At 51.5% G+C, this 12,836-nt stretch carries 12 protein-coding genes; 6 read left to right on the forward strand and 6 right to left on the reverse strand.

Annotated features, from left to right (window positions below; all coding sequences use genetic code 11):
• Window positions 1-43: 43 nt before the first annotated feature.
• Genes ACO08I_RS19890 through ACO08I_RS19900 form a run of 3 tightly spaced genes read right to left on the reverse strand, consistent with a single transcriptional unit; the run spans window position 44 to window position 2,050 of the window.
• Window positions 44-625, reverse strand: coding sequence for a hypothetical protein (locus ACO08I_RS19890; RefSeq protein WP_282776993.1), 582 nt, complete (start codon window positions 623-625; stop codon window positions 44-46).
• Window positions 626-651: 26 nt separating this feature from the next.
• Window positions 652-1,407 (reverse strand): tRNA pseudouridine(38-40) synthase TruA, encoded by a 756-nt coding sequence (gene truA, locus ACO08I_RS19895; protein ID WP_421946880.1) that lies wholly within the window; start codon window positions 1,405-1,407, stop codon window positions 652-654.
• A 31-nt stretch (window positions 1,408-1,438) separates the two neighbouring features.
• Window positions 1,439-2,050: a hypothetical protein gene (locus ACO08I_RS19900; RefSeq protein WP_282776995.1), complete on the reverse strand. Its 612-nt coding sequence runs from the start codon at window positions 2,048-2,050 to the stop codon at window positions 1,439-1,441.
• Between the two features lie 128 nt (window positions 2,051-2,178).
• On the opposite strand from ACO08I_RS19900, the gene trxA reads away from it, so the two are divergent.
• From trxA to ACO08I_RS19925, 5 genes are all read left to right on the forward strand, one after another.
• Window positions 2,179-2,952, forward strand: coding sequence for a thioredoxin (gene trxA / locus ACO08I_RS19905; protein ID WP_421946881.1), 774 nt, complete (start codon window positions 2,179-2,181; stop codon window positions 2,950-2,952).
• A 228-nt stretch (window positions 2,953-3,180) separates the two neighbouring features.
• Window positions 3,181-3,324, forward strand: coding sequence for a hypothetical protein (locus tag ACO08I_RS19910; protein WP_282776997.1), 144 nt, complete (start codon window positions 3,181-3,183; stop codon window positions 3,322-3,324).
• Window positions 3,325-3,690: 366 nt separating this feature from the next.
• Window positions 3,691-4,623 carry a diacylglycerol/lipid kinase family protein gene (locus tag ACO08I_RS19915; protein WP_282776998.1) on the forward strand — a complete coding sequence of 311 codons (933 nt, stop codon included), beginning with the start codon at window positions 3,691-3,693 and terminating at the stop codon, window positions 4,621-4,623.
• A 47-nt stretch (window positions 4,624-4,670) separates the two neighbouring features.
• Entirely contained in the window at window positions 4,671-5,336 is a 666-nt protein-coding gene (locus ACO08I_RS19920; protein WP_282776999.1) for a hypothetical protein, read from the forward strand.
• A gap of 409 nt (window positions 5,337-5,745) precedes the next feature.
• Window positions 5,746-7,854 (forward strand): peptidylprolyl isomerase, encoded by a 2,109-nt coding sequence (locus tag ACO08I_RS19925; protein ID WP_282777000.1) that lies wholly within the window; start codon window positions 5,746-5,748, stop codon window positions 7,852-7,854.
• Between the two features lie 483 nt (window positions 7,855-8,337).
• On the opposite strand, the gene ACO08I_RS19930 is transcribed toward ACO08I_RS19925, so the two are convergent.
• The 3 genes from ACO08I_RS19930 to ACO08I_RS19940 form a co-directional block, all read right to left on the reverse strand.
• Entirely contained in the window at window positions 8,338-8,979 is a 642-nt protein-coding gene (locus ACO08I_RS19930; RefSeq protein ID WP_421946882.1) for a YdeI/OmpD-associated family protein, read from the reverse strand.
• 5 nt (window positions 8,980-8,984) lie between these two features.
• A complete protein-coding gene (gene rnr / locus ACO08I_RS19935; RefSeq protein WP_421946883.1) occupies window positions 8,985-11,222 on the reverse strand; it encodes a ribonuclease R in 2,238 nt (745 codons plus the stop codon).
• A 99-nt stretch (window positions 11,223-11,321) separates the two neighbouring features.
• Entirely contained in the window at window positions 11,322-11,834 is a 513-nt protein-coding gene (locus ACO08I_RS19940) for a hypothetical protein (protein WP_421946884.1), read from the reverse strand.
• 312 nt (window positions 11,835-12,146) lie between these two features.
• On the opposite strand from ACO08I_RS19940, the gene ACO08I_RS19945 reads away from it, so the two are divergent.
• Window positions 12,147-12,836 (forward strand): succinate dehydrogenase cytochrome b subunit, encoded by a 690-nt coding sequence (locus ACO08I_RS19945; RefSeq protein WP_421946885.1) that lies wholly within the window; start codon window positions 12,147-12,149, stop codon window positions 12,834-12,836.

Consider the following 12,836-nt stretch of genomic DNA (forward strand, 5'->3'; position numbering starts at 1 on the left):
GTGGTAGCGCTGCCTCTTTTTTTTGTTCTGACTTTACGGCCGCTCATTGCCATTTCGCTTCCACCTCAATTTCCTGTTTTTCGGAGAGCACCGTTTCCTGAGTGGTCACTAACCGGTATCCTTGACCGGGCTGAAAATGTAAATCCTGACGGACATCGGCAACGAGGCTATTCGTACGGTTTTCGATATAGATATCAGAGACCTTTCCCTGTTCGTATTGTACGCGCAACAGCCGTGTTTTCAGGTCCTCTCCGGTAGCCTTGTAGGTGACTTGCCTCAGTTGACTCCCCTCAAAGGTGCTGTCCGCTTTGTATTTGTCGATCCATGCTTTGCGGTTGATATCGGAATTGAGAAAGGTCTTCAGCTCCGTTCGGTAATCGAGGGAGTCAAACTGCTGAGTTTCCTGTTGCCCTTCCACCGAGATGGTCTTGCGGACCTTGGGCTGTTTCTGGTTCAAGTCGGAGATTTGCTCTTCGATGTAAGCTTCAAGGTCGAAGAAAGGATCAGGTTGGTTGGCCACAGCGGCGACCTGTTCTTCGCAGGAAGTGTGGAGTAACGTGGTGAGCAGTGCCAAAGCAAGCAAAGGAGCATATTTCATCTTGATAGAGGTCTGACGGTTTTTCATATCCTTTGAGAACGCTTTTCCGCCCATCAGGTTGCAGAATCGATAAACGGGTAACGGATATCCGTAAGGTAGAGCCCATCCGGAGGGGCGCTGAGGCTTTTGGGCAGGCGGGTTTGCTGCTCCAGCGCTACACGAACGGCTTTCAGATCGAGCTTCCCGTGCGCTACATTCAGGCACATGCCCACGATGAGCCGTACCATACCCCTCAGGAAACGATCGGCAGCAATGTGGAAGACCATGCTATGGGCTTCCCGGTCTATGATCCACTCGGTCCGGCGCAGGTCGCAGCGCATCGTCTTCACATCGGTATTCGACTTGCAAAACGGGTAAAACTCCTGATATTCCAGCAATAATTGCGCGGCTTTTTGTAAAAGCTTCTCGTCCAGTTGGCCGGCAAAGGGGAAGAAGTACCGGGTATCTTTCCCGAAAGGGTTCTTGCGGAAGTCGATATGGTATTCATAGGCCCGGTGGGTTGCATCGAAGCGGGCATGCGCATCCGGGGCCACCTCAATAAACCGGTAAATGGCAATATCCGGGGGCAGGAATTTGTTGATCCGCCGGTCGAAGCCCTGAGGAAAGCTGCCGTCAAAATCAAAGTGCAGGAAGTATTGTTTGGCATGAACGCCAGCATCCGTCCGCCCGCAGCCTACCACCTCAATGGGCGTATTGAGAATGGTGCTCAGGGCTTCCTCAATAGTGCCCTGAACGCTACGCTGCCCGGGCTGGGACTGCCAGCCTACGTAATTGGTGCCGTTATATGCCAGTTCTGCGAAGTACCTCATCGAATAGCTATGCCTGGGGCAAAGCTACAATTTAATCCCAATCCCAGTAACTGCCAAACCCGCCAAACCGGAAGGTAATGCCAACCGTTGGACTACTGAAATCCTGATTGTCCAATCCCGGCAGGCGGCTGACGCCATTCACAATCCGGTAGCCGCCGGTCAGGCCAATGCGGAAAAACCTGGTCATGTTCAGTTCTATGCCAATCTCGGGGGTAAGGACAAAAAGGCGGTCCGAAGGCAGGTCGGCTATGTCGTGTTCCAGATCGGCCCGGCCCCAGCCCACTTTCAGGCTGGAATAGAGGTGCATCTTTTGTTCGATATCCCTCACATAGCCAAACCAAAGGCCACCGTGGCCGAAGTCAATATCCGCGTCAATTTCGGTCAGCTCCCCATCGATTTCTGTTTCAAAGCTGACCTCCGGGTAGTCGGTGCCCATGCCGTAGCCGCCGATAAAGAATTCATCAAGAATAATTGCGCCGCCGCCGCCAACGTCAGCTACCAGTTGGCCGTTAATGGAGCTGAACTCAAGGATAGGGCCACCAAAAGCACCAAAAGACGATACATCATCAAAGAGGGCTTCGTGCTGTGCCTGAAGCAATGTTGTGGCCAGAATGCAAAGAGTGAATAAGGTCGGGTATTTCATATTGGTTGATTTTTAATCCTCAAAGCCGGGCGCTATCCGCCCTAAACATATCCTGCTTTTATGATGTATTTTAAGAGGATATACCCCTATTGACCGATCAAACCCTTTATTCATCAATCAAGTACAGTATGAATTTTCAAGCCGAAGTCATTGAGAAAAGCCACGAAATGCCCGTAGTGGTGGACTTTTGGGCCTCCTGGTGCGGCCCGTGCCGGGTATTGGGCCCAACTATTGAAGCACTGGCCGAAGAGCAGTCCGACCGTTGGGCATTGGTGAAGGTCAATACTGAAGAAGAGCAGGCCCTGGCATCAGAATATCAGATTCGCAGTATACCCAACGTCAAGATGTTCCACAAAGGGCGGGTGATTGCTGAGTTTGCGGGTGCGCTGCCCCGTACGCAGATCGAAAACTGGCTGGCCAATAACCTGCCGGATGGCAGAAAGGAAACCCTGGACCTCATCCTGGAACGCCTGGACGGCGATGGTGATATTTCTGAGCTGGAGGCCTTTGTGGCGCAATATCCGGATATGAAGGATGCCCGCCTGGCTTTGGCAATGGCGCTGGCGGTGAGTGCACCCGACCGGGCGGAATCCTTGCTGCAGCCCATAAAAGCAGGGGAACCTTCTGCAGAACAGGCCGAAGCAGTCCGGACCATCGCCGAATTGATGAAACACGAAGCGGACGACTCTGCGCCCGGACAGTCCATCGCCAAAGCCCAGGCTGCATTGAAGCAGCGGGACTGGGAGAACGGCATCAAAGCCATCATCGAAGCGGCCGGTAAGGACAAGTCCTATGCGAAAGACCTGCCACGCCGGGCAGCTATAGCCTGTTTTCATGCCTGGGGCAACGACCATCCGCTAACCAAAACCTACCGCCGGCAATTTGATATGGTACTCTATTAGTATCTTTAACGAACAGCAGGTTTAGTGATCGAATTTGGCTTTTTGATGGGCTAAAGACTGCTTACTTTCATTTTGAAAGGGGGCCCGTGCTGACTTGTTGGCATGGGTTTTTGTTTTTTGGCAGGGGCGGAATAGATCACCCAAAAATCAAAGCAGTACTGACAAAAGTCATTTCACGGCCATAACCCTGCCATTACATTTGTAGTGCTTAATAAAACAAGAGCCTACATGGCATCACAATCCTACTTAATGGGTGCTATTGCAGTACTGGCATTCGTTGCCGGGCAATGGTGGCTGGCTGTTTTAGCCGCATTGATGTTGTTCTACTTTGGCGTGCTGAATGCCAAGGTTTCGGAACGTCAGTCAGACTGACTTCCCACACCAGCTTTTTATTGAGCCATAAGTTTTTCATAGTGACGGAGAAAAAATAAATGATGCAATTTTGATTCGCTAAAATTTTCTAAACAACTGACCAGAGGGAGGTTGTGTGAAAATATTAGCGAATCCTAAAGAAAATTGTATCGTTTATTTCCGTCAAACTACATATTGCTTTTTTCAGGCACCATCAGCGTGCTGAAAAAATTTAGTGTTATCGGTTTTAGATAGAGCCCTTCATGCCAGCGAAGGGCTCTGTTTTTTTGCAGCTATTGAAGCCTGCCCAAGAGCACATAGTATTTTTCAATCTGCTTCGTTTACCACAATTTCCCTATCTTCAACCACAGAATCAACGCTCACCTTATGCACCAACAGTGGTATGTCATCGCTAACCCTGTCTCCGGGCAGGGCAAAGCGGGCAACAACTGGACCGATTTACAGCAGAAGATAGCCAGCTACCTGCCGGTTAGTGACTGGGCAGTGACCACTGAAAACGGGCACGCCACCGAGCTGGCCAAACAGGCGATCGCCCAGGGCTACCGCCGTATCCTTACCGTAGGAGGCGATGGGACCAACCACGAAGTAGCCAATGGGATACTTTCTCAATCGGTGGCCCGGCCGATTGATATTCACCATGCCCTGCTTCCCGCAGGCACCGGCAACGACTGGGCACGGACCCACAGCATCCCCACTAAACCGGATGACGCCTTGTCCATGATTGCCAAAGGGCATACGACCTTGCAGGACGTGGGCCTGATCAACTACCAAAGCCACGACAAGCCCGTTTCCCGTTATTTTGTCAACGTAGCCGGCCTGGCCTATGATGGCTACCTGGTGCAGCGCTCTATGCAGCGCAAGCCCGGAGAAGGCGGCAAGCTGTTTTACCTATCGCTGGTTACAAAGTGCCTGTTTGAATACTACCTGCAGGAAGCCGTAGTGGAAGCCAACGGGCAGGCCTATCAGGACTTCTTTTACACCATTAACTTTGGAATTGGGAAATACTCTGGCGGTGGCATGCAACTCGTGCCTCATGCAGAACCTGATAAAGGCGCTTTTGCGGTCACTCTGGCCGGTCAGATCAGCCGGTTGGGGGTGCTGATGAATACCTATCGGTTCTACAATGGGACTATCGGGGCGCACCCCAAAGTCACTACTTTCTTTGCCGAGGAGGCCGATGTGAAAGCCACGCCCGGTTCGCCGCCCACCTTGCTGGAAGCCGATGGGGAGTTCCTTGGCGAGACCCCCGCTCACTTCCAGATTGTGCCTAAAGCCCTGCGTATCGTGGTGCCGGCGTAAAGTGACTTATCGGCAAGAACCCGTCCTAACACCAAAACCTTATCATAATGATTCGTTATATCTGGATTTTCCTGTTCACCATTTGTGCGCTTCCCTTTACGCAGGCACAGGTGGTAGAGCGCAGCGTAGGCATGAGTGCCGGCGTGCAAAATGCCCTTGTCCTCGAAGTCCCCGCCGTTGATGCCGGGCTGGTCTCGGACCTTTGGAAAGACTACATGAAGGACTTCTACCGCGAAAAGCCCAAATGGCAGCGCAAAGACAAAGAATGGCTCTCTGATGATGCGGACATCGCCGCTCTGGGCATGGGCAACACCGTGGATGTCATCGCCAAAACGGAGCAAAAGGGCGATAACACCTTTATATATATGTGGATTGATCTGGGCGGGGCCTACCTGAATTCCAGTCAACACCGCGAGCGCTATACCGAAGCGGAGAAGATGCTGGTCCGGTTTGGGCTGGAAGTGGCCCGCGCCAAAGTCAAAATTGAACTGGAAGAACAAGAGGGTATGCTCAAGGACCTCAACCGCGACCTGGAGCGCCTCGCTGCCGACAAAGAGCGCTATGAGCGGGAAATACAACGCGCCAAAGAGACTATCGCCAAAGCCGAAAAGGACATCGAAGACAACCTCAAAGCGCAGGAGGAAATGGCAGAGCGTATCAAAGCTCAGGAAGGCGTGATTAAGTCCGTGCAGAAGCGGCTGAATGATTTGTAAGGCGCCGCTATCTGTGTTGAGGTTGAGGTTGAGAACAGGCTGGGGCTGCCGGAGCGGGATGAATAGCTCGCTATTCCCGGCAGGAAGCCATAGCAAAGGCGCTCAACCTCAACCTCAGCCATGCGAATACCCTGCTCCTGATTTCATGATCAGCAAAGCCTCGCATTTTACCACACTCCGCATATGCCCGTTGCCCGCCCGTCCCGATTTTCACTTCAGTAGCTACTACTTTCCCTAAAGTTTGTATTTAGCCGTTAAACCAACTACATTTGCATGGATTTTCGCGAAGGTAGCTTATCTTTGCGTCTCTTTAGCGTAAAGTGGAGCATTCACAAGCCGCTTCTAAACAGAAAACGCCTGTGGATGAGTAGAATTGAAACATTGATTTTCAAAAAACATCGGTCTTAAGATGGCTTTGATAAGTAAAATTAGAAAGAATTCCTGGCTGCTGGTCGTACTGATCGCACTGGGTCTGATCGGGTTCATTGTAATGGACATGACTTCTGGTCAGCAAAGTGTATTTGGCAGCTCTCAGACTATTGTGGGCGATATTGAGGGTAAAAAGCTGGACTGGAATCAGTTTTACCGCACGGAGCAGGTCTTGTATGGCAACTCTGGTGGTGACCTGTACAGCCGCCGCAGCCAGCTATGGAACTACTTCGTAGAAGAAGCGCTGGTGAAAGAAGAAGCCGAAGCGCTCGGCCTTGGTGTGAGCAAAACAGAACTGCTGGATCTGCAGTTTGGTACCAACCCAAGCCCGGTCATTCAGCAGCGTTTCCGCAACCCGCAAACCGGTCAGGTGGACTTTCAGCAGCTGAATCAGATTAAGACTGCTATCGAAGATGGCTCTATTGCTGAGGACCCCCGCCTGATGTCCTACTGGGCACACCAGGAAAATGAAATTATCAAGGACCGCCTGCAGAGTAAGATCAATATGCTGGTGTCCAAGGCTATCTATACACCGACCTGGATGGCGGAAATGGGCCATGCCGAGCAGAATGCACCCGTTAGCCTGGCTTACGTTAAGGTGCCTTTTGATGAAATGGACAACGCTGAAGTGACGCTTTCTGATGCGGACTATGAGGCTTACCTGAAGGAAAACGCCGAGCAGTATAAGAATGACGAAGAGACGCGTATCCTGGAGTACGTGGTCTTTGAAGTGAAGCCAACGGTGGAAGACTCTGCAGCATTGCGCAACCGCCTGGCAGAATTACTGCCTGAGTTTGAAACAACAAAAGACGATACCGCATTCACGGAGCGTAACTATGGCGTGCCACCGAGCACTTTCCTGACAGAGGATGCCCTTAGCGCAGCGATCAAGGATACGGTAATGAATATGCCGGAGGGTAGTGTTTACGGCCCTTACATCGATCAGGGCAAGTACCGGGCCGTGAAGCTGGTAGAGCGCCGTATGATCGCAGACTCTGCGGATACCCGCCACATCCTGATTCAGGCACAGGCACCCGAGCAGTTTGTATCGGCTGAGAAAACCATCGACAGCCTGCAAAACCTGCTGGAAAACAATCGGGCAAGCTTCGATTCTCTGGCAATCAGATTCAGTCAGGACCCGGGCAGTGCTTCCGATGGTGGTAAGTACGAGGGCGTGACTCCTGGTCAGTTCGTACCTGAATTCAACGAAGTTCTCTTCATTACTGGCGATATTGGCAAACTGTACAAAGTACGGACTTCTTATGGCTGGCACCTGGTTGAAGTACTGAGCCGCAGCGCTTCCACTACACCCCGTGTGAAGGTAGCCTACCTGGAAGAGTCTATCGTTCCACTGGAAGAGACACAAGAGAATATTGAAGCGGACGTCCTGGCCTTTATCGGTGAGAACCGCGACCTGGAAACACTACGGGAAAACGCTGCTGCCCGTGGACTGGATATGAAGACCTCCACTGGCCTGACGCGCAATGCCTTCTCCATCGGTGAGCTGGGCGGTGGGCAGGCGAGCCGCGACATCGTTCGCTGGGCCTTCAACGCAGATGTGGGTGAAGTTTCCCCTGAGCTTTATGGCTATCAGGACCCGGTAGACTACTATACCAACAAGTATGTGGTAGTTGGTCTTCGTGCCCGTCAGGCTGCTGGCCTGCCTGCGGTGGCGAATATCAAGAGCCAAATCGAACAGCAAGTCATCAACAAGAAAAAAGCAGAAATGCTGGCCGGAAAGATTAGCGGTACTGATCTGCAATCTATTGCTCAGCAGTTTGGTACGCAGGTGGATACTGCTCGCAATGTAGCTTTCAATGCGACATTCGTACCCAGTCTGGGCTTCGAACCTAAGGTGATCGGAAAAGCATATACTATGGAGCAGGGCAGCGTTTCTGCACCAATCGAAGGCAAGACAGGCGTGTTTGTCGTGCAAGTCCTCAGCAAGCCTGCTGCAGGTCAGGCCAGCAACATCCCTGAGCTGCGCCGTACCATGTCTTCTCCGGTACAACAGCAAGTACCAGCCCGCCTGATTCAGGCGATGAAGAAAAACGCGGATATTGAGGACAATCGTTCTCGTTTTTACTAGGATTTGTCTTAGGGACCGATCCACAGGAAGCCGGCCTGTTGCCCTCAGATGCAGCAAGCCGGTTTCTTTCGTTTGGAAGGTCAGCCCTGCTTGTTCGTATCAAAGGGTATCAAGGCGTATAGCAGACTTTGCCATTTTTAGATTTTTGTCCATCTTTGCAGGCAGGAATAACCATTAACATAAAAAATAGCCATCATGGGTGATGAAATAAGAAATTCAGGAAAAAAAGGATACCTGATCCTCGGTGCCTTTATTTTCTTCTTGCTGTTTGTCATACTTGTCGTTAGTATTTACCAGTACAACTTCAGGTACATCGGCTAATTGGATAAGCTTTCAGGCTGATTTTGAAAGACCCGGAGGCAGGTGCGCTATCAGGTGCCGCCGCCTTCCTTATTAGTCTTTACAGCTGCTCAGGTCGGTATCGCATCAGGTATGCGGTACCGATTTGTTGTTAGTGACGGAAGTAAATGATCAAGTGAAGAATTACGCTTTCCCCTTCTTTTGATAGGCATCATGCAGCCCTTCCCCGTTCATGATTTTGTCCACACACTTTTCGATACGGGAAATCCGGGTTTTGGACTGCTTGGGGGCGGAAAAATAAAGGACATATCCTCTCTGCCTGCCTGGGGTGAGCGCTTCAAAGGCGTCTTTGAGGACAGGGTCCTGCTCCAGCCATTCCTGCAACTCTTCCGGCCAGGGCTCCGGGCTTTTATTGAGCTCGATTTGTAAGCCCGCATTTTCGATTGCAATAGCCTGTTGAATGAAATCATGGGTGGCTTCCCTTAGTGCCTCGACAGCATCCGGGCTGGTAAACTTCAGCAAGCGGGAGGCTTGGGAGTTAGGGCCGGGGGTGGAAAGGAGCCCTGCATCATCTTTGAGCAGCGCCCCTTTGAAGAAGCTGATCGCGCAGTGGTTTTTGAAAGCACTGAGCAAGAGCACGTTTTTGCTATTGAGGGTGTAGCAGGGCACGCCCCACTTTGCCGTTTCTGTTAAGCCGCTTTTGGACAAGATGCCCCGGAGCGCGTGCAGTTCAGCGCTCCAGGCATGCACTTTGCAGCCGGGTGTACCGCCCAACGGGCACCGGCCACAGCCTTCCGTAAGGTAACCCTCTACAGTCGTCTGCATGATGTTTAGCGCTTCCGGCGTTTGTTGCGGTTATTGTCTTTGCCGTTGTTGCCGCCACTGCCCGCCGGTACGGTTTCTTCCCGCACCCAGTCCATTTCTATTTGGCGTTTGGCAAGGTCAGCCCGGGCGATGCGCACCCGTACACGCTGCCCCATTTTGTACTCCTTTTTGGAAAAGGCACCGACCATGCGCAGGCGGGAATCGGATACATCAAACGGCTCGTCCAGTGTTTCAAAAGGCACCATACCTTCGATCAGGCCGGCTTCCAGTTCCACAAAAAAGCCCCGGTCCATCATGCCGTTAATGAAGCCATCGAATTCTTCGCCAATGTGCTTCTCTATAAACTCCACTTGTTTGTACTTGATGGATTCGCGCTCGGCGGTGATGGCGTTGCGCTCCTTTTTGGAAATGTGGCTGCACTGATCCTCCAGGCGCGATTTGTTGACGCGGTAGAAGTCGTTGTGGCTCAGGTTAGGCTCCAGCAGACGGTGGGCCAGCACATCAGAATAGCGCCGGATAGGGGAGGTGAAGTGGGTGTAATACTCAAAGCCCAGCCCGTAGTGCCCGATATTTTCGGTGGAGTAGGCGGCCTTGGCCATGGTCCGGATGGCCAATGGGCTCAGCAGGCGCAGTTCAGGGCGCTTTTGTACTTCCTGTGCCAGGCGGTTGTAAGCTTTGGCAACCTGCTCCGGAGAACTGATATTCATATCGAAGCCCATCTCGCGGGCAAAGCGGGAAAGCTCCATGACTTTGTCCGGGTCAGGCTCATCGTGGATACGATAGACATAGGGGATTTCCTGGTCCCGTCCTTTCAGGCTAATAAACTGTGCCACCTCCCGGTTGGCCAGCAGCATGAAGTCCTCAATCATCATGTGGGCTTCCTTGCGCTCCTTGACATATACTTCCACAGGAACGGCGTCTTTGTCCAGGCGGAATTTCACCTCCTCCGTTTCAAAGTTGATGGCACCTTCTTTGTAGCGCTGCTTGCGCAAATGGCGGGCAAGCTTAGCCAGTTGCTGAATTTCCTGGGCAAAACTGCCGCCCTGTCCTTCAATGCGCTCCTGTGCCTCTTCGTAGGTAAACCGCTGATCCGAGTGGATGACCGTTTTGCCAAACCACCGGTTAATGATCTTATTGCTCTTATTGAAGACAAACAGAGCCGAAAAAGCCAGCCGGTCGACATTAGGGCGCAAGGAGCAGAGGTCGTTAGACAGCCGCTCAGGCAGCATCGGCAGTACCCGGTCCACCAGGTAGACGGAGGTGGAACGGTTGAAGGCTTCCTTGTCCAGTGGGGTACCTTCCTTGACATAGTGCGTGACATCCGCAATGTGCACACCGACTTCTATCTCCCCGTTTTCCAGGTGGCGGATGGACAGGGCATCGTCAAAGTCCTTGGCATCCTCGGGGTCAACGGTGATGGTGGTAATCTCCCGCAGGTCACGGCGGCGCTTAATCTCCTCTTCGCTGATCCGCGCAGGCAGGTACTCGGCTTCCCGTTTGACATCTTGCGGGAATTCCAGGTCAAAGCCGTTGTTGACCAAAATGGTCTTCATCTCAATATCGCTGCTGCCGGCTTTGCCCAGTACCGTTGTGATTGTACCTTTCGGATTGTGCTTGTGGCGGTCGGGCCACTCGTCTATACGTACGACTACCCGGTCCTCATCGCTAGCCTCCGGCATATCCTTCATGTTCACCTCCACATCAATAGGGGGCACGATATCAATGGTTACTACCGCGTGCTTGGGGTACATCCAAAGCGTGCCGATGAAGTGATCGCGGGCACGCTCCAGGATTTGCTCGACCTCACCTTCAGGCTTGCGGCGGCCGGATGGAGTCCAGGTTCGGATTTTCACCTTGTCGCCGTTCATAGCCGTATTCAGGTACTTTGCAGAAACGTGGACGTCCTGCTCCTGTCCTTCACAGACAATATAAGCATCGCCACTGCGGGTCATATCCACAGTGCCGGTGGCGTACTGTCCATTGCTCCGGGCAGCGTGGTCCTGCCGGTTGAGCTTGAACTTGTAGTCGCCGGTTGGCCTTAGCTCATTGCTTTCGGAAAGCTTCTCCAGTGCATCCCGTACAGAATCGCTATTATTGGCGACTTTCAACTTTCGGACAATTTGTTTGGGGTTCAGTTGTTTCTTGGGGTGGCGGCGGAAGAGCTTCAAGATCTCTTCACGCAGCTGATTGGCGCTGAGTTTACGGCCGGTCTTTTTGGAGTTGTGTTTTCTGTTTTTACTCATGATATTTTTGGGTGTTTAGAAAATCGTTGTCCGGTCCTTGGCGAGGTTGGCAAGCGCAGGGCTATAGGGCCGGAAAGTTGTAGGGAAGTCAGTAATAGGTTAAATGTGTTCTGTGATTTGACCCTCAGGCAAGAGCTCCAAATGGTTGGCTGTACTCTTGGCCGGGTCAAATCCCTTATTTTGATTCGCCTGGCTCTGACCAGAAACGATGTAAATTTTCCAGTCGTCTTCAATGGTTGCAACTGAGGTTGTTAACGTGCCGCCCTGTGAGATGGTTCCCGCAATGACCCGTTTGTCGATTAGCTCGCCTTTTTTGTTGAAGGTCACCAGAGAATACTGATAAGACATCAACATCGCCCGCCAGTAAATGATCGCATGAAAATCATGGGTGTCGGGGATGCGCATACAGGGCACAAACTCTGTATAGTCGTCCATCGGCTGCCCTTCAATGGGAAGGATGAACTGCTCGATCATCACGGCCGGCAGCGGATCGTTTTTCTGACTAAAAGCATGGTGGGCTTCCTCTGCGAGCGTAATGGGCAGGGGGACTTCAGGGAACTTATCTAGAAAGTGGGAAAAACTAGCTTTAGGTTGCCGTTTTGGCTGATCCATAAAAATTGTAAGTAGTGGCAACCAGAGTCATTTCCTGGGAATTCGGGCTACCGTGATTTTCGTTTTTTATCCTCATTACATGTATACAACGACACCAGGTAGTGTTTTTGTTTGCACCCACCTGTAGTTTAAGTACACTAATCCTGTATAATTTGAAACGATTCTAAATAACTTTTGTGGTTTAAGTCAACCAAACAATACTTGGTGGTCTTTGTCAATATCCATAGATTTTGTTACTACATTTACAAGGCTAACTAAAAACGCTAAAAACAAGCCTGCTAAGGGCTGCACACAACTGAAAAAGCAAAAAACATGAGCTGGTTTTCAAATTTTTTGACATCTTCAATTGGCAGGAAGGTAGTGATGAGTCTGACCGGATTATTTCTCATTATATTCCTGGCTGTTCACCTTGTTGGTAACCTGCAGCTACTGGCAGGGGACGGTGGCAAGGCGTTCAATCTTTACGCTGAGTTTATGACGACCAATCCGCTAATTAAGACAACTTCCTATCTGCTGTACGCGGGTATTCTGCTGCACGCCTTTCAGGGCTGGGCGCTATGGCGCAAAAACCGGAAAGCCCGGGGTTCTAAAGGCTACGCTGTTAAGGTGAACAAGGTAGCAGGCACCAACAGCTTCGCGGCAAGCAACATGGGCTGGCTGGGTACAATTATTTTTGTATTCATTGCTGTGCACATGTATCAGTTCTGGCTGCAAATGAAGCTTGGCGCAACACCTATGGCTACCTACGATGGTAAGGAAGTGAAGGACTTGTACACGCTGGTATCCACGGCTTACGAAAATATCGGCTTTGTCATTTTTTACGTCGTATCTATGGTCGTGATCGGGTACCACCTGGTCCACGGTTTCCAGTCGGCTTTTCAGACGCTGGGCATCAACCATCGCAAGTACACCCCGTTTATTCAGGGGCTTGGCAAAGCTTACGCTATACTCATCCCACTTGGTTTCGCGGTCATTCCTATCGTGATGTACCTCAGGGGTTAA

The organism is Phaeodactylibacter xiamenensis (assembly GCF_965229835.1).
GTDB lineage: Bacteria > Bacteroidota > Bacteroidia > Chitinophagales > Saprospiraceae > Phaeodactylibacter > Phaeodactylibacter xiamenensis.

What these genes read in the sequence shown, in the direction of transcription:
- ACO08I_RS19890 (WP_282776993.1), bottom strand. Translation starts at nt 625, where the DNA reads ATGAAAAACCGTCAGACCTCTATCAAGATGAAATATGCTCCTTTGCTT.
- truA (WP_421946880.1), bottom strand. Translation starts at nt 1,407, where the DNA reads ATGAGGTACTTCGCAGAACTGGCATATAACGGCACCAATTACGTAGGC.
- ACO08I_RS19900 (WP_282776995.1), bottom strand. Translation starts at nt 2,050, where the DNA reads ATGAAATACCCGACCTTATTCACTCTTTGCATTCTGGCCACAACATTG.
- trxA (WP_421946881.1), top strand. Translation starts at nt 2,179, where the DNA reads ATGAATTTTCAAGCCGAAGTCATTGAGAAAAGCCACGAAATGCCCGTA.
- ACO08I_RS19910 (WP_282776997.1), top strand. Translation starts at nt 3,181, where the DNA reads ATGGCATCACAATCCTACTTAATGGGTGCTATTGCAGTACTGGCATTC.
- ACO08I_RS19915 (WP_282776998.1), top strand. Translation starts at nt 3,691, where the DNA reads ATGCACCAACAGTGGTATGTCATCGCTAACCCTGTCTCCGGGCAGGGC.
- ACO08I_RS19920 (WP_282776999.1), top strand. Translation starts at nt 4,671, where the DNA reads ATGATTCGTTATATCTGGATTTTCCTGTTCACCATTTGTGCGCTTCCC.
- ACO08I_RS19925 (WP_282777000.1), top strand. Translation starts at nt 5,746, where the DNA reads ATGGCTTTGATAAGTAAAATTAGAAAGAATTCCTGGCTGCTGGTCGTA.
- ACO08I_RS19930 (WP_421946882.1), bottom strand. Translation starts at nt 8,979, where the DNA reads ATGCAGACGACTGTAGAGGGTTACCTTACGGAAGGCTGTGGCCGGTGC.
- rnr (WP_421946883.1), bottom strand. Translation starts at nt 11,222, where the DNA reads ATGAGTAAAAACAGAAAACACAACTCCAAAAAGACCGGCCGTAAACTC.
- ACO08I_RS19940 (WP_421946884.1), bottom strand. Translation starts at nt 11,834, where the DNA reads ATGGATCAGCCAAAACGGCAACCTAAAGCTAGTTTTTCCCACTTTCTA.
- ACO08I_RS19945 (WP_421946885.1), top strand. Translation starts at nt 12,147, where the DNA reads ATGAGCTGGTTTTCAAATTTTTTGACATCTTCAATTGGCAGGAAGGTA.